Raw genomic sequence first — 17,425 nt, forward strand, 5'->3', positions numbered from 1 at the left:
CTAACCCGGCGTCCTGCCGGGTTACCCACGGATTCAAGCCTGCGTTCGGCCAGCGTGGTTGACGGGGCCTGTCAGATCAAAAGCAAGATCAAGAGCAGAGCACGGCGGCCTAGTAGCCGACCTGAGTGGTTGAAGCAAAAGCACAGCAACACATCTTCGTCTGATGCACTGAGCTCCAAATGTGGGAGCTGGCTTGCCTGCGATGCAGACACCTCGGTCTATCTGACGCTATCGCGCCAACCCTTGATGGGTATTGCCAGCGATAACTCAGGCCTTGGCCGCCATCGCGGTGACTTCCACGCGCATGCCTTCAACGGCCAGTGCGGCCACACCTACGGCGGCGCGAACCGGCCAAGGCTTGGCGAAAAAGCGTTTGTAGACCTCATTGAACGCGGCGCGATCAGCCATGTCGGTGAGGTAGATGGTCAGGTGCATCACTCGGTCCATGGAACTGCCGGCTTTTTCCAGCGCGACTTTCAGCGCTTGCAGGGTGCATTCGCTTTGCAGGGTGATGTCGCCGAGTTCGAGGCTGCCATCGGCGCGGGTCGGGATCTGGGTGGAGACCAGGATGCCGTTGAAGCCGACGACGTCGGAGGAAATCGAGTCGGCATCCGGATCGGGGGTGTAGCTCAGGTCGTGGTTGGCCATGGGCGCCTCTGGTTGGCTGTAGCAGAAGGCGCACATGGTCCCCGAAAATCACGGCAGGGGCAAACCGGGGGTTACGCCCAGCGGCGGAACAGCACGCTGGCATTCACGCCACCAAAACCGAAGCCATTGGACAGCGCATATTCAATCGGCATGTGCCGCGCTTCACCGCGCACCATGTCCAGGCCGTCGGCCAGCGCGTCCGGGTTGTCCAGGTTCAGCGTCACCGGGGCGACCTGGTCGCGCAGGGCAAGCACGCTGAAGATCGCTTCGATGCCGCCTGCAGCGCCCAATAAGTGGCCGGTGGCAGATTTGGTTGAGCTGATGGCCGGGCCGCCCTCGGCGCCGAACACGGTCTTGATCGCTGCCAGTTCGCCTTTGTCACCCACCGGCGTCGAGGTTGCATGGGCGTTCAAGTACTGCACCCGGGCCGCCTCGATGCCTGCCTGACGCAGTGCCTGAGTCATCGCCCGCCGCGCGCCATCACCGTCTTCCGGCCCGGCCGTCATGTGGTAGGCATCGGCACTGGTGCCATAACCCACCAGTTCGGCGATGGGCTGCGCGCCGCGTGCCAGGGCATGTTCCAGTTCTTCGATGACCAGGATGCCGGCCCCTTCGCCCATCACGAAGCCGTCACGTGCCTGATCGAAAGGCCGCGACGCCCGCTCTGGCGTGTCATTGAAGTCGCTGGATAACGCCCGCGCCGCCGCAAAACCGGCCAGGCTGACCCGGTGAATCGCCGCTTCCGCACCGCCACACACCGCCACATCGATTTCCCCGGCACGGATCATCCGCGCCGCGTCCCCAATCGCTTGCACACCGGCTGCGCAGGCGGTTACCGGCGCGCCCAGCGGGCCTTTCAGGCCATAGTTGATCGACACATGCCCGGCCGCCATGTTGCTCAGAAAGGACGGAATGGTGAAGGGCGACAAGCGTCGCGGGCCTTTGCTGTCGGTGGTGCGCACGGCATCGGCAATCGCCGGAAAGCCGCCGACGCCAGAGGCAATGATGGTCGCCGTGCGTTCCTGTGCCTGCGGCGTTTGAGGCGCCCAGCCGGCTTGCTTGAGGGCTTCATCGGCTGCCGCCAGGGCGAACAGGATAAAGCGGTCCATCTTGCGCTGTTCCTTGGCGGCCAGCAGCCGATCAGGGTCAAACCCGGCCTCAGGGTCTTGCAGCACGCTTTGCACCTGGCCACCGATGCTGATGGCGAGGTCACCGATCAATTCCTCAGGCAGACGGCGTATGCCCGACTGCCCGTTCAACAGGCGTTGCCAGGTGGATTCCACGCTGGCGCCCAGCGGCGTCAGTGCGCCCATGCCTGTCACGACGATACGTTTACTCATGATCAATTGACTCCGGTTGCGTTGAGGGTACAGACCCTATGGACGTCACTATCATGATGAAAGTAACATGGCGTCACACAACTTTGTACCGGCACCTGGGAACCCTTATGCAACGCAAGTCTCTTGTCAGCGACGAATGCCCGATCGCCCGCAGCCTTGAACGGATAGGGGAGTGGTGGAGCATGTTGATCATGCGCGATGCATTGCATGGCTTGCGTCGCTTCGATGAGTTTTCACGCAGCCTGGGCATCGCGCCGAACATGTTGACGCGCCGCTTGAATGGCCTGGTGGACGCCGGGATGCTTGAGCGCCGCGCCTACAGCGAGCGGCCGCCACGGTATGAATACGTGCCGACGGCCAAGGGCGAGGATTTGCGCATGGTGCTGATGGCACTGGTGGCGTGGGGCAATCGGCATTTTGCCGAAGAGGGCACCAGTGTCGAGGTGGTTGAGCGCGAGACGGGCCAGCCGGTGCAACCGATGATGGTGACGGCCCAAGGCACACTCGTGCCGTTGGATGCGTGCGTGGTGCAGGCCGGTCCAGCCGCCAGCGCAGGCATGCGCCAACGGTTGGAGCCTGGGGTGGTTACAGCAGAGTGAACGGGTAGTCGACGATCACCCGCAGCTCGTTCAATTTGCCGTCGCGCTGATCCGCGTTTGACGAAACCATCGCATCGCGCACGCGCAGCGAAAGGTTCTTCGCCGGGCCGCTTTGCAGCACGTATTTGGCCTCGACATCCGTCTCGTGGTGGTCGCCATCGGCACCGTAGTCGCCGACGTAGGCGCTGTTGGCCGGCGTGTGCGTGCCGTTGATGTCGGAGCCGTTGACGTAGCGGGTCATGAAGCTCAAGCCCGGCACGCCGTAGCCGGCCATGTTCAGGTCATAACGAACGCCCCAGGACTGCTCGCCCGGGCCGTTGAAGTCGCCCCACTGAATCGAGTTGGCCAGGAACACCGAATCGCCGCCTTCACCCGCGCCGTTGTTGCCGGTGCCGATGTAGTCGAACGGCGTATCGCCGTGCACCTTCTGGAACGACAGCGTCAGCGTGTGGGCCGCCAGGAACGAGTAGGCCGCTGCCACCGAATACGTGGTGTTGTTGATCGCCCCGGCCTTGGCGCTGCCGGTGTCGAGCGTGCGGTACAGGTTGGCGTCCACCGCCAGCGACTGGTCATGGTTCAACGGCAACACGTAGTTGAGGTTGGTGTAGTACTGGCGCCAGATATCTTCCAGCTCACCGGCGTACAGGGTTGCGCTCAGCGATGGCGTGAAGGTGTATTTGCCGCCGACAAAGCTCGCACTGTTGGCCGCGACGTTGGCGTAGGTGGCATAGATATCGTGGTCATGGTTGCTGGTCATGCCGCTGTTGGTGCTGGTGAAATGCCCGGCTTCCAGGTCCAGCCCGGCGATTTCGCTGCTGGTCAGGTCAAACCCGGTGGCGGTCTGCGGCAGAATTCGAGTGCCGCCGGTCGCAAAGACCGGCGCCGTGGGTTGCATGTCACCGAACTTCAGTTGGGTTTTGGAGACCTTGATTTTCACCGCGGCGCCAACCGAGCCATAGCCGTTTTCCGGGTCGCCATGACGGTCGGTTGGCAGGTCACCGGTGCCAGCATCCGCGTGGGTGGCGTCGAGTTTCATCGCGCCATAGGCGTAGGCGTCCACGCCAAAACCAATCGTGCCTTGGGTAAAGCCCGAGGCGTAGTTGAGCATTGCGCCTTGGGTCCAGTCGCGGTTGTCTGCCTTGCCACTTTGGCGGTCGCGGTCGAAATAATAGTTGCGCAACAGGCCCGTGATGCTGCTGCCGTCAATAAAACCCTTGGAATCGGCCTGGTCGGTGACGGACTCGGCAAAGGCCACTTGGCTGACACTCGCGCACACTGCCAGTGTGAGCAGGCTGCACTGTCTAATCATGGGTTTGATCATGGTGTTTACTTCCCCGGAATAAATAACGCGCGCGCAGAAACATCGCAATTTTTAGGACGCATACAGTGTTATGGGCAGATGTTTTCAGGTGAGCGTAGTGACGTTTTTTATTGTGCTCGGCGTGGTTGCCGAAGCCGATTTTTATCATATTTTTCGCGGCCTGCAGCGGCGTGGCGGATTAAACTCGATTAATTAAACTTCACGTCTTTTAATCACCAGCGGGTGTAGGGTTAATAGGGTCTTAGCCGCTCTGCTTCGACAAAAACCTTTGGTTTGCCGCCGCAGGCTCTGCGGCGGATTTTTTAATGCTTAGTTATCTAAAAGTTTATGTACGCCGCCGCCGTTCAGTGGTGGCTATATGATTGCGCTTGATTCAATTTCGCCCATGTAACAAGACTGTTGCACTTGTCCTCTAATAATCCTTCTCCCATGCCAGATCAGGAGACAGGCCATGCAAGTCAATCAGCTTCGTCAGGTTGATAGCACCCCCAACGCGGGCGACAACCCCAACTGGAATAAAGCGGTGTCGAAAGCGCTAGGCAATCAACCCGACGACAACAGTCTGGGCCCCGATACAAAGCGGCCCCAAGGTGACTTTCGCACTGCGCAGCAGATCATCGACGACAACCCGCTGCTCAAGAATCTCGGCAACCAGAGTGGCGTGAAAGACACATTGCGCGAACGCGTTGGCGACTTTGAGCATGATCCGGACGCCGCTTACCGCGCGAGCCGGGTGCTGGAGCACATCGAAAACTCGACGAAAACGGCAAGCCTGCCGTCAAGCGGCCAGAACTCAATGAGGCCGGCAACGGCAAGGTCGACGGCTTTACCAAAGGCGGTGACGCCCGCCACGGCACCGAAGCCGGGCGCCTGCAGGATTTCGGCAAGTACGGCTGGGAGACCCTCAAAGGCGAGCTGCCGCATAGCCCACCCAGCACGCCGCCCAAGGGCGATGCGCCGTCCAACCATCTGCCGTTGCCGGGTGAAGGCCGGCCGATGGGCGACAACCGCAGTGCCGAGCAAATCATTGAAGACAACCCGTTGCTGAAAAACCTCGGCAACCAGAGCGGGGTCAAGGACGCTCTGCGCGAGCGTGTCGGCGACTTTGAACACGACGCCGACGCGGCCTGGCGTGCCGCGCAGGTGCTCGCCTATGTCGAGAACTACGACGAGACCGGCAAGCACATCGACGGCGGCAACGTGGGCAATGGCCGCATCGACGGCTTCACCAAGGATGGCGAAGCACGCCACGGCACGGAAGCGGGGCGCCTGCAGGACTTCGGCAAATACGGCTACGGCAACCTCAAGGGCCTGGACGGTAACAGCGCGGATGACCAGATCAAGGACTTGAATGCCAAGGCCACCGAAGACGCCATCAAGGCGGCCGGTGGTGACGCCTCCAAAGTAGGCGCTGACTATTTCGTCACAGGTAACAGCAGCGCCAGCGGTGCGGACAAGACCGCAGCAATCATCCAGCTGTCCACGGGCCTGGCCAACTACAAGGCGGGTGCCGATGCGTTTGCGCACCAGGGGCCGGATGCGGCCAATGAGTGGTCCGGCGAAGGCCCCTCACCGGGCCAGCAACGCGAAGACTTTATCAAGGATGTACAAGGGCGCATCGACACGCTCAGTAAAGACCCGGACGTGCAGCAGTTCCTCAACACCCAGGGCACCGAACAGCTGCAGAAAATGGTCGCCGCCGACCCAGCCTTGAAAGCCGAGATGGAGCGGCGCCTGGACGCTTCATCGAGTTGCGACGCGCTGCAAAGCGCGTTTGCCGCCAAGGGCGCGAGCACCACTGATGCGCTGTCGAGTTTTATCAAGTACCCGGACTTCTATGCCCAGGCCCTGGGCAAACAGCCGGACTACAAGAAAGCCCTGGAAAACGCCCCGCAAGCCATCAAGGACAAGGTCAACGCCGAGTACGTAGATATCACCTCCGGCAAGCAGATCAACGACCTGATCGCCATCGGCGTGCCGGCAGACAAGGCGGTGATTCAGTCCGGTGTGAACAAGGCAATCTTTGACGCCGTACTGGACGACAAGACCGTGCAGGCGGGCAGTTCGAGCTTCAACGACGTCGCCGCCAAGCTGGGGCGCGAAGACCTGCTTAAAGGCCAGTCGATTGATGACTTCTACCGCGGCCTGGGCGTTACCGGCGCCAATGACCCGCGCCTTGAGCAAGTGATCAACGACAACATCGCTGCATTCACGCCACCTGGCGAGGCCCCACCGAAAACCGCCGATATCATCAGTGGCATTCGGGCCGTGGACGACGCCATGCGCGGCGGCGCCAAGTTCGACGATGCGATCAAAAAAGTCCAAAGCACCTGGGGCGGCAAGCTGCCGGCCGGGGTCAGCGCGGCGTACAAGGCCGGGGTGATGCATGGCGTGTCCGGCGTGCTGTTGGCAGGCGCCATCGGCACGCGCATCGCCAGCGGCAAGGGCGGCAGCACCGCGCAAACAGTCGGGCAGTCGTTTCAGGCGGCCGGACTGTTCCTTGAAGGTGGCGCCAAGTTTGTCCAGGACCAGTTCGATCGCACCCAGCAGGGCACGTACAAGTTCGACGCGCCCAAGTATGTGAAGGACGTGGAAAACGTCGGCAAGAGCCTGGGCGGCGTGGCGGGTAACGTACTGGGCTTGGTCACCGGGGCCATTTCCGCGAAAAACTCGGCCCAGAGCGGCGACAAGGTCGGTGCCGGGTTCCAGGGCACCTTCGCGGGGCTTAATGGCCTGTCGGCCGTGGCCGGCATGGTGGAGGTCGCCACCTACGTGGTGCCGCGCATAACCACGGTGGCGGCCGGCGTTGCAGAAGCCGCAGGCGTGATTGGCGGCGCGGCCGGCGCCCTGGCGGGTGCCGTGGGCGGCATCGCGGCGGTCGGTGGCTTGATCTACGCGATCATTGCCGACATCAAGGCCGACAATGCGCGCAAGAAACAGCAGGAAGAGTGGTACACCGGGCTCAAGGATCAGCTTGATGACTTTGGCGTTACGCCGCCGCCATTGGAGGTGATCATTGCGCCCAAAAATGGCTACGTGGACGTGGGTAATCCCAACGCCAACTACTGACCGCGGTCGGCGGCCAGTCGGAACTGGCCGCCGATTGGCTGAGGCTTACTCTTTCACGTCCATGAATTCTTCCGCCCACGCCACGTAGCTTTCCGGCAGCGTGTAGGTATGCGTCAGTTCAGTCGCGCTGAGGTTCGAGGTGCTGCTGGTCAACTTGCGTTGCGCACGCAGGCTGTCGTAAGTCGCCTTGATCGACGCAAAGTAGGCGCCGTGGCCGGCCACCACAATGCGCACACCCAGCGCGGCCAGGCGTTCGCTGTCATTGAGCTGCGGGTTGCCGTAAGTCACCAGCATCAACGGCACGCTGAGGTTTTCTGCGATCTTCTCAAGGTGGTCGAAGTCTTTGACGCCCACCATGCAGATGCCGTCGGCGCCGGCTTTTTCATAAGCTTTGGTGCGGGCGATGACGTCTTCGGTCGGCAACACGCCAGCGTTGGTGCGGGCGACGATAGACAGCTCTGGATCGACCCGCGCTTCAAGCGCGGCCTTGACCTTGCCGATGCCTTCCTCAACCGAAATCAGGTCGGTGGATTTACGCCCGAACTGCGCGGGCAACAACGTGTCTTCAATCGTCAGTGCCGCAACCCCGGCGCGCTCAAGCTCTTCGACGGTGCGCATTACGTTCAGGGCATTGCCGTAACCGTGGTCGGCGTCGGCGATGAACGGCAGTTGGGCCACACGGCCAATGCGGGTGGCCTGCTCGACGAACTCACTCAGTGTGATCAACGCAAAATCGGGTGCCGCGAGGACCTGCAACGATGCGACTGAACCGCCGAGGATACCGACTTCGAAACCCAGGTCGGCGGCGATGCGCGCAGACATGGGGTCAAAGACGGAGGCGGTTTCAACGCAGATGTGTTTGGCAAGCAGTTCACGGAAGTTGCGGCGCAGTGCTGAGTGAGAAATCTTTGGCATGTTCTTTCCTGGCTCTGGTCATCGTCAAGTGACGATCAATGTCTATTCATGGTGGCGCCAGATTACCACGCAGACGAACGTGGGATTATGACGTTTGAGCATGAGATAGATGCCTGACACATGGATCATCGGTTCACGCTTTGGCCATGGACAGGCCTGTCGCACCCTCCAGGAGCATAGCCACCCCATCTTGCACAACTGCTGTGCCAACCGAGTGCTTAATCGCGATGGGCGCAATGCCTATAGTTGTTTCAAACCAGCCCAAGACTGAGGTGAACCATGAACAGCGAATTCAAGCCCGACCTGGCCGTTGCTACTCCACCCGAACAAGTCGATGCCGAGTATTTTGAATACAGCAAGGCAGCCAACCCGATCAGCGCCAACCTGATTACCCGAATTCCTTACCACAGTTTCCCGGCCTCGCTGTATGACAGCGGCCCGTCGCGGGTGGTCGCACTGGACCTCAGCGCTGCGCTGGGCTGTGAAGGTCCGGCGACCGGGCCCGGGCTGTGTGCCAACTTCATCCGCCTGAACGCCGATGACACCGTGGAGCTGCACCCCAATGCCACCTCCCAAGTGTTTTATGTGATCGCCGGAGAGGGCAGCGTCAGCCAGGGCGAACACCAGATCAAATGGTCGGCCGGTTGTTTTATCGCGCTGCCCGGCGTGCTGGCAGCCCGGTTCCGCGCCTCGCAGGATGCGCGCCTGTACTACGTGCACGATGAGCCGCTGTTGCGCTACCTGGGGGTTACGCGCAGCACCGACCGTTTCGCGCCGACGCTGTATCCGGCCGCACTGGCCAACCTGAAGCTGCGTGAAGCGGCCGATGATCCGCGTGCCCAGGACCGCAGCCGTATCAGCATCCTGCTGGGTAACCGCAACTTTCCACAGACCCGAACCGTCACGCATGTGCTGTGGGCCATGTACGGCATACTGCCGCCCGGCTCGATCCAGAAGCCGCACCGGCACCAATCGATTGCACTGGACTTCATCATCGACTGCCCCACGGGCTGTTACTCGCTGGTGGGCACCGAATTGGACGCCGATGGGCAGATTCGCAACCCGGTACGCGTCGACTGGTCGCCGGGCTTGGCGTTCGTGACCCCGCCGGGGTATTGGCACGCGCACTTCAATGAGTCCGACCAGGAAGCATTCCTGATCCCTATCCAGGATGCTGGCTTGCAAACCTACTTGCGCGCGCTGGATATTCGCTTCAGCTGAGGGGGGGAGTTTCTTTCTGAGTGTTAGAGGCAAACGCACAGCCACACGGCATCGGCTGATGTGATGAGACCTTAATGTGGGAGCGGGCTTGCTCGCGAATGCGGTCGTTCAGTTAAAAAAGAGCTTGCTGACACACCGCATTCGCGAGCAAGCCCGCTCCCACAATTTGACCGAGTTTAACACCCACCATTTAGGTCGGCTGGCGGCCCGCTTGGGCACGGACAGCCCTGGCGCTTCCAATCAGGTGTTTCACCCAACTGCTCAACGATGAAGTCGATAAAGCACCTGACCTTGGACGACACGATCTTCTTGGGTGGATAAACGAACCACACAGAGAATGCCTGCTCGGCACCGAGGATGTTCCATTCTGGCAGCCATACCTGTAACGCTCCCGCTTCGATACTGGTAGCCACCAACCAGTCGGGTAACAGGGCAAACCCCAGGCCCTGGCGCGCCGCGATCAGCTGCGCATCGAGGTCGTTGATACGGATACAGTCGTGAGGGACCAGCGGCACCACTTCATCAGAAGATGCAAACGCAAAATCATGCTGACTCAGTACTGCCGGCAGGCGGGCCAGCTCGGCCGGCGTTGAAGGGGCAGGGTGCGCAGCGCAAAAGCCCGGGCTGGCCACCAGCAGGTAGTTGCCCGCGCAAATCTTGCGCGCCTTGAGCGTGGAATCAGCCAGCGTGCCAATCCGAATCGCCAGGTCAACGCCGGTATGAATCAGGTTGACTTGGGCGTTATCCAATACCAGTTCCAGCTTGATCTGCGGGTAGCGAGCCACAAATGTATTCAACAGGGGAAGGATATGGTGACGGGCAAACGCTGGCGGCAAGTTGAGCTTGAGCAGCCCACGAGGCTCCTGGTTCAGCGCCGACGTCGCCGCCTTGGCCTGTTCAAGCTCATCCAGCACCCTGCGCGCATGCAGCAGAAACGTCCGGCCACCCTCGGTCAGGTGCAGCGTGCGCGTCGAGCGGTTGAACAGGGCGATGCCCAAGTCCTGTTCAAGGCCCTTCACGTAGCGAGAAACGGTTGACGCCTTGATGCCGAGCCGCTCGGCGGCGCGCGAGAAGTTGTTGCCTTCGGCAGCTTCGACGAAGGCGGTCAGCGCGGTGAAATAATCCAAGTGTGACCTGCCGGGCTTAGGTTTATGTCGTCCTCAAGTCTGAGCCTGGGAGTGTCTGTGTTGTTTGCTGATGGTGCGTTTCCCCAATAAACATATACATCGCCGGCACCATGAACAACGTCAACAGCGTACCAATCGACAACCCGGCGAAGATCACCAGCCCCATGTCGTGCCGCCCCGCAGCACCGGCGCCGGAGGCCCACACCAGCGGCACCACGCCCAGCACCATTGCGGCCGTGGTCATCAGGATCGGGCGCAGACGCACGCCGGCGGCCTCTTCTATGGCTTCGCGCTTGCTGTGACCTGCGCGTTGCAGTTCGTTGGCGAACTGCACGATCAGAATCCCATGCTTGGTGATCAACCCCAGCAGCGTCACCAGGCCCACCTGGGTGTACACGTTGATCGACGCGTAGCCCATGGTGATGAAGGCCAGCGCGCCAAACAGGGCGGGCGGCACCGAGAACAGGATCACCACCGGGTCGCGAAAGCTCTCGAACTGGAAGGCCAGGGCGAGGTAGACGATCAGAATCGAGAACATCAGCAAACCAAAGAACCCACCAGACTCCTGGATGAATTGGCGCGACTCGCCGGCAAAGTCCGAGGTGTAACCCGAGGGCGCCACGTTGGTCAGGATCGTGTTGAGTTTGGCCAGCAGCTCACCTTGAGCCACGCCGCTGACGCCTGACAGGGTGGCCGAGTTGAGTTGCTGGAAGTGGTTGATCGATTCGGGCTGCGTCGAGGTTTCGATATGCGCGACGGTGCGTGCCTGGATCATCGAGCCGGACGGGGTGCGAATGTAGTAATCGAGAATCTGCTCCGGGTTGAGGCGGTTGACCTGCAGCACTTGGGGAATGACTTTGTAGGAGCGGCCGGCGGTCGAGAAGTAGTTCACGTAGTTACCGCCCAACGCCGCCGACAGCGCCGCGCCGACGTCGGCCTGAGTCAGGCCCAATGCGGCGATCTTCTCCCGGTCCACCACCAGCCGGGCTTGCGGCTTGTCGAGTTTCAAGTCCATGTCGGCAAACCAGAACAACTGCTGTTTCTGCGCCTCGGCCATCACGGCCTGCGCGACCTCATTGAGGTTTTCCACGGAGTCGGTGGTGGTGATCACAAATTGCACCGGCAAGCCCTGGGCGCCCGGCAGCGACGGCAGCGGAAAGGCCGCGATGGTAGCGCCCGGCACCTGATTCCACTTTTGCTGCAGGTCGAGTATCAGCTGGGCCTGCGAGCGCGTGCGATCCCCCCAGGTTTTCAGCAGCACGCCGCCCAGGCCTTGATTGAGGATGGGCAGCCCGGTCAGCTGGAACATCTGCGCGTATTCCGTCTCTTTACTGGCGATCTGGAAGGCCTGGTCGGCGATGCGCTCCATCTGCTGCGGCGAGGCCGTCGGCGGGCCTTTGATCTGCATGAACACCAGCCCCTGGTCTTCGGTGGGCGACAGTTCACTTTTGGCGGTCATGCCACTGGCGGCCACCAGCAGGAACAGCACAAACCCAAAGGTCACCAGCACCGGCCATATGTTCAGCCCGCCAGACAGCACGCGGTGGTAACGCCCGCGCAGCCAGTCAAAATACTGGTCGAGCTTACGTGCAAAACGACCTTCTTCCTGCCCGGACTTGAACAGCTTGGACGTCATCATTGGCGAGAGGGTCAGCGCCACCACGGCCGACACGGTCACGGCGCCCGCCAGCGAGAAACAGAACTCCTTGAACAGCGCACCGGTGAGGCCGCTGCGCAGGCCGATGGGCACGTACGCGGCGATCAACACCACGGTCATCGCGACGATCGGGCCACCCAGTTCCCGCGCCGCGATCAGCGCGGCTTCCAGCACGCCTTTGCCTTCTTCCTTGATATGCCGGTCGACGTTTTCCACCACGATGATCGCGTCGTCCACCACCAGGCCAATCGCCAGAACCAGCGCGAGCAGGGTCAGCAGGTTAATCGAGTACCCCAGCAGGTACATGATGAAGAAGGTGCCGACCAGCGACAGCGGGATCGCCACCAGCGGCACGATCACCGCGCGGAACGACCCGAGGAACAGGTAGATGACCACCGAGACAATGATCATCGCCTCGACCAGGGTTTTCACCACCTCGTAAATCGAGGTATTGATGAACTCGGTTGAGTCGTACACGATCTCGCCGCGCACGCCCGTGGGCAGTTGCGATTGCAGCTCGGGGAAGGCCTCACGCACGCTGTCGGCGACGGTCAGGATATTCGCGGTCGGCGCCGCCTTGATGCCGATGAACACCGAGCGCTTGCCGGAAAACGCCACGCTGCTGTCGTAGCTTTCAGCGCCGAGGGTGACGGTGGCCACGTCCTCCAGGTACACCAAGGCATCGCCTTTCTGCTTGATCACCAGTCGTTTGAATTCATCCACCGTGTGCAGATCGGTGCCGGCCGTGAGGTCGACCGTGACCGTTTGCCCGCGCGTCGAGCCCACGGCAGACAAGTAGTTGTTGTTGGCCAGGGCCGTGGAAACGTCCTGCGCCGTGACGTTATGTGCGGCCAGCTTGTCCGGGTCCAGCCAGGCGCGCAGGGCGAACTGGCGCCCGCCGAGAATCTCTGCGGTTTGCACGCCCTGGATCGAATCCAGTTTGGGCTTGACCACCCGCACCAAGTAGTCGGTGATGTTGTTGGTGGGCAGCGTGTCGCTGTAGAACCCCAGGTACATGGCGTCGGTGGTCTGCCCGACGGCAATGGTGAGTACCGGTTCCTGGGACTGCGCAGGCAGCTGGTTCTTTACCGAATTGACCTGGGTATTGATCTCGGTGAGCGCCTTGCTGGCGTCGTAGTTCAGCCGCAAGGTCGCGGTAATGGTGGAGACACCGGTGATGCTGGTCGAGGACAAATAATCGATGCCCTGGGCTTGGGCGATGGCCGACTCCAGCGGCTGGGTGATAAAACCGGCGACTGTGGACGCATCCGCGCCGTAGTAGGCGGTGGTAATGGTGACCACCGTGTTTTCGGTGCGCGGCCATTGGTTCACCGGCAACTCGAAGATCGAGCGCAGCCCCAGGATCAGAATGAACAGCGAAACCACCACTGCCCACACCGGTCGCTGAATAAAGGTATCGGTAAGCTTCATGGGACACCTTTAATGTTCTTGGGGAGTTGGTGCCGGGTCGTTCAGCGGCGCGGCACTGTTATCGACCTTCACCGGCGAGCCGTTCTTGAGCTTCATCTGGCCGCTGGTGATCAACAGATCGCCTTCCTTCACGCCCGACAGGATCGCGACCTGATCACCGCGGGTCGGCCCGGTCTTGATGAAGGTTTGTTGCGCGGTGAGTACCTCATCGCCCTTGTCGTTTTTGCTCGACGTGGCAATGAACACCGTGGTGCCGTAAGGGTTGTAGGTCACTGACGTCTGCGGCACGGTGAGGTAGCGCTGGGTGGTCCCCGAGTTGACCACCGCACGGGCAAACATCCCGGGCACCAGGCTTTGCTTGGGGTTCTCGACGGTCGCCTCGACGGTGACGTTGCGCGTGGTTGAGTCGAACTGGGTGTCGATGGTGCTGATTCGCCCGGTGAAGGTCTGCTTTGACAGGCCGTCAGCCGTCACCGAAACCACCTGGCCGATGGCAATGGCCTCCAGTTGGGTCTGCGGCACCGAAAAATCGATGTAGATAGGATCAAAGGTCTGCAACGTGGCGATCTTGTCGCCGGGGTTGAGGTATTGGCCGGGGTTGACGCTGGTGATGCCGATGCGCCCGGCAAAAGGGGCGCGAATGGTTTTTTTCGCCACCAGCGCGCGCTGTTGTTCGGCGGCGGCGAGTTTGGCCTTGAGGTCGGCGGTGTCGGTGTCCACTTGGGCTTGGGAAATGGCGTTGACCGCCAGTTGCGCCTTGTCGCGCTTGAGCACGATACCGGCCAGGTCCGCGGTTGCCTCCAGGGAATGCAATTGGGCGATATCCGAGTCGGCGTTCAATTGCACCAGCAATGCCTGGGCTGCCACCTCTTGCCCGGGCGTGAAGCCGAGGGTGCGCACGATGCCGCCGACTTCCGTGGTTACATCCACACCGCGCACCGCCTTCATCGAGCCCACGGCGGAGACGCTCGGTTGCCAGTCACTGAATGGCACCTGCAGCGCCGTCACCACGGCGGCAGGCAAGGGCGCTTTGGATTGGGCGATCAGCGCCGAAATCTGCACGAATTTCACCCCGGCAATGATCGCGACAATCACCAGCACCACCACGATCATGATCAGCATCGGCCGCCACAAGCGACGCTTGCGCGGTACGCCGGGTTCGGGGGGCAGGGTAGAGGCGGTCTGAACGTCAGCCATGGGAGTTCTCACTGTTTCAATGATTCAAGTCGGGTGCGGCTTTACTGTGAGCCGGCATGATCTCTTGCCACGACGGCAGGCCGAAGCGGTCCGGCGTGCCCTGGGTGGCGGGGTTCACATCCGTGCGGTTCCACCAGCCGCCGCCCAGCGCCTGGAACAGCGCCGTGGTGTCGCTGTAGCGGGCGGCCTGGGCTTTGACGCGGGCGAGCACGGTGTTTTGGTAGGTTTGCTGGGCCGTGAGCAAGTTGATATACGCCACCGCGCCTAGGCGGAACTGGGCTTGCACCAGGTCAAGGTTGGCTTGCGCGGAGTGTTCGGCCACGACCTGCTGATTCAGCGCATCGGCGTCCGCCTCCAGCGCCCGCAGCGCGTTGGCGACATCCTGAAAGGCGGTGATTACCGTGCCGCGATAGCGCGCGGCGGACTCGTCGTAGGCAGCCACGGCCGCACGTTTGCGATGCTCGAGTGCGCCGGCGTCAAAGATCGGCTGGGTAATCGAACCCGCCAGGCTCCAGACACCGCTGCCCGCCGAAAACAGCTTGGTGCCGCTTGCCACTGTGGAACCCAACGACCCGGTAATGCTGAATTGCGGCAACTGATTGGCGACGGCCACGCCAATGTTGGCGCTGGCTTGATGCAGTTGCGCCTGCGCCGTACGCACATCCGGCCTTTGGCCGACAATGGCCGAGGGCAGGCTGACCGGCAGCGCCTCTGGCAGATGCAACGAGGCCAGATTGAAGCGTTCGCCTTGATCCTGGTTTGGAAAGCGCCCCAGGTACGCCATCAATTGGTTGCGGGTTTGTGCCAATTGCTTTTGCAGCGGCGGCAAGGTCGCGCGGGTTTGCGCCAGTGCGGTTTGCTGCGTGAGCACGTCGCTATCGCCGATGGCGCCCAGTCGGCGCTGAGCTTGCAGCAGGTCGAGCTGACCGCCCTGCAGTGTGATGATTTCTTCGGTGGCGGCCACCTGATCACGCAACGACGCCAGGCTGACCGCGGTGTTGACCACATTGGAGGTCAGGGTCAGGTAAGTCGCCTCCAGCTGAAAGCGCTCGTACTCGGCTTGCGCGGTGGTGGATTCGATTTGCCGGCGGGTGCCGCCAAATACGTCCGGCGCATAGGAAACGCTCAGCGACGCCGAACTCACTGTGAGAATCGGTGACTCCGGGATGCCCGAGGTCACGCCGGAGACTTTCTCGCGGGCTTTTTGCACATTGGCGCTCACCGACGGAAACAGCGACGCCTGGTCGGCATACACCAGCTCGTTGGCCTGGCGCAGTGCCGCTTGCGCGGCGCTGACGTCCGGGTTGGCGCGCAGGGCTTCTTCGACCAGAGCATTGAGTGAAGGCGAGCGGAACAGCGTCCACCATTGCCCAGGAATATCCATCCCGGCGATCAGCCGCTGCGCCGCGCCACCGGCGTCAATGTCCGCCTGGGCGGTGGTCGTGCGTGGGTTCTTGGCAAAGCCGGCATTGGCCGGTACGTCGGGCCGTGTGAAGTCGGGCCCCACGGTACAGCCGGCGAGGGCGAGGCACAGCAGGCTCAGCGGCGCCAGCAAACAGGCATGTCGAAACGGGGTGCGGACTGGCACCACTGCGGGTGCACGCTGGCGAAGCTGCTCTTTCATATTTACTCGGATTAATCAGTTGGCCAACGGCAGTCATGGTTGAGCAATGCGTGCGGCTGCGTCCGACCGGGCGGCTTGAGAAGGCCGCGGGGTGCCGGGGTTTCAACCAGTGTAGGTGGCGCAGGGCACTGTGCAATGTGCCGGCGCAACGCGCGCGGCGTGAAAATGCTTAAGTTGCATTATTTGTGAATTAGGTTATGCGTTATCAGTATTTTACAGGCGGTCTTGATAACGGCATCGTATGAACCCCTACTGACACTGCCGAGACCGCACGCGCGGATCGACTTGCATGCCTGACCAGGCATCTGGAGACGAACGTGCGTTACCTGACAACACTGGCGGCCGGGTTGGCCGCCACCTTGCTGTGCCTGACCGCGAACGCGCAAACGCTGGTGGTGGGCGATCAAAGCTACAATGCGCAAGCCGTGATGGAAGCGGCGGGCGTGCTCGAAAACCTGCCGTACACGCTTGAATGGAAGCAGTTCACCGCAGGCTCGCCGGTCGCCGAAGCGCTGAATGCCAACAGCCTGGATATCGGCTTGCTGGGGGACGCGCCGGTGCTGTTCCTGGGCGCATTGGGTGCACCGATCAAGGTGATTGCCGTCAGCCGGCAAAACCTCGACGGCGTGGCCATCCTGGTCAGAAAGGATTCGTCGATCCACAGCCTGGCCGACCTTGCCGGCAAACGTGCGGCGGTCTGGAAGGGCTCCTGGAGCCAGCAATTGCTGCTTACCGCGCTGGACAAAGCCGGCGTCCCGCGCGACTCACTCGAGCTGCGCTACCTCAGCGCACTCGACGCTTCCCATGCGTTGGAAGGTGGCTCGGTTGACGTCATCGCCACCTGGGAACCCTACGTCACACAACAGGAACGCCAAGGGGCGCGGGTACTCGCAACCGCTGAAGGCTTGATCCCGGCGCAGAGCTTCATCGCCGCCAACGCCAAGGCTGTCGAGGCCAAACGCGCGCAAATCAGTGACTTCCTCCAGCGCCTGAAAAAGGCCCGTGACTGGACGCGCCAAAGCCCGGCCAACGCTGACGCGTATGCCGATGCGTGGGCCAAGCGCACCCGCGCCGACGCCGACATCGCACGCGCCTGGTTTGCACGAGCGCGCACGACGGTCGAGCCCCTGACGGCCCAGTCGCCTGTCGAGGCGCAAACGACCGTGGACTTCTTCGCGAGCCTAGGCCTGGTCAAGTCTTACTCCGCAGCGAGCCTGTTCGATGATTCCTTCTCGGCCTCGCTGCAACCCGCCGTCGCCCAAACCCAGCCGTGAAC

Annotated in this window: 11 protein-coding genes and 1 pseudogene; 4 read left to right on the forward strand and 8 right to left on the reverse strand. The window is 61.8% G+C overall.

From position 1 onward, the window contains the following. Positions 1–267 precede the first annotated feature (267 nt). A complete protein-coding gene (locus AACW30_RS16720) occupies positions 268–648 on the reverse strand; it encodes a RidA family protein (protein ID WP_145160633.1) in 381 nt (126 codons plus the stop codon). Between the two features lie 71 nt (positions 649–719). After that, complete coding sequence (gene fabF, locus AACW30_RS16725) at positions 720–1,988, reverse strand: beta-ketoacyl-ACP synthase II (RefSeq protein ID WP_200625385.1); 1,269 nt, start codon at positions 1,986–1,988, stop codon at positions 720–722. Between the two features lie 107 nt (positions 1,989–2,095). Between fabF and AACW30_RS16730 the strand changes: the two genes are divergently transcribed. Further along, entirely contained in the window at positions 2,096–2,587 is a 492-nt protein-coding gene (locus AACW30_RS16730; protein WP_106580373.1) for a winged helix-turn-helix transcriptional regulator, read from the forward strand. Here the strand turns inward: AACW30_RS16730 and AACW30_RS16735 are convergent. Next, entirely contained in the window at positions 2,574–3,896 is a 1,323-nt protein-coding gene (locus AACW30_RS16735; RefSeq protein WP_200625386.1) for an OprD family porin, read from the reverse strand. The genes AACW30_RS16730 and AACW30_RS16735 overlap by 14 nt on opposite strands. Positions 3,897–4,359: 463 nt before the next feature. On the opposite strand from AACW30_RS16735, the pseudogene AACW30_RS31565 reads away from it, so the two are divergent. Continuing rightward, a pseudogene (locus AACW30_RS31565) lies at positions 4,360–5,057 on the forward strand (hypothetical protein); the annotation flags it as partial. A gap of 1,965 nt (positions 5,058–7,022) precedes the next feature. Here the strand turns inward: AACW30_RS31565 and AACW30_RS16755 are convergent. Beyond that, a complete protein-coding gene (locus AACW30_RS16755) occupies positions 7,023–7,892 on the reverse strand; it encodes an isocitrate lyase/PEP mutase family protein (RefSeq protein ID WP_106580370.1) in 870 nt (289 codons plus the stop codon). A 279-nt stretch (positions 7,893–8,171) separates the two neighbouring features. Between AACW30_RS16755 and AACW30_RS16760 the strand changes: the two genes are divergently transcribed. After that, the gene (locus tag AACW30_RS16760; protein WP_200625389.1) at positions 8,172–9,113 is read left to right on the forward strand and encodes a cupin; all 942 of its coding nucleotides are present in this window, start codon (positions 8,172–8,174) and stop codon (positions 9,111–9,113) included. 176 nt (positions 9,114–9,289) lie between these two features. Here AACW30_RS16760 and AACW30_RS16765 read toward each other — a convergent pair whose 3' ends face one another. The 4 genes from AACW30_RS16765 to AACW30_RS16780 form a co-directional block, all read right to left on the reverse strand. Then, positions 9,290–10,240, reverse strand: coding sequence for a LysR family transcriptional regulator (locus AACW30_RS16765; protein WP_200625390.1), 951 nt, complete (start codon positions 10,238–10,240; stop codon positions 9,290–9,292). 22 nt (positions 10,241–10,262) lie between these two features. Beyond that, positions 10,263–13,328, reverse strand: coding sequence for an efflux RND transporter permease subunit (locus tag AACW30_RS16770; RefSeq protein WP_179607930.1), 3,066 nt, complete (start codon positions 13,326–13,328; stop codon positions 10,263–10,265). Between the two features lie 9 nt (positions 13,329–13,337). After that, complete coding sequence (locus AACW30_RS16775) at positions 13,338–14,450, reverse strand: efflux RND transporter periplasmic adaptor subunit (protein WP_177413700.1); 1,113 nt, start codon at positions 14,448–14,450, stop codon at positions 13,338–13,340. Positions 14,451–14,541: 91 nt separating this feature from the next. Next, the gene (locus AACW30_RS16780; RefSeq protein ID WP_234452730.1) at positions 14,542–16,149 is read right to left on the reverse strand and encodes an efflux transporter outer membrane subunit; all 1,608 of its coding nucleotides are present in this window, start codon (positions 16,147–16,149) and stop codon (positions 14,542–14,544) included. Positions 16,150–16,466: 317 nt separating this feature from the next. On the opposite strand from AACW30_RS16780, the gene AACW30_RS16785 reads away from it, so the two are divergent. Beyond that, on the forward strand, positions 16,467–17,423 hold the full coding sequence (locus tag AACW30_RS16785; protein WP_200625391.1) for an ABC transporter substrate-binding protein: 957 nt from the start codon (positions 16,467–16,469) through the stop codon (positions 17,421–17,423). Positions 17,424–17,425 lie beyond the last annotated feature (2 nt).

Origin of the sequence: Pseudomonas sp. MF6747 (genome assembly GCF_963890955.1) — a bacterium.
In the GTDB taxonomy this organism is placed as follows: Bacteria; Pseudomonadota; Gammaproteobacteria; order Pseudomonadales; family Pseudomonadaceae; genus Aquipseudomonas.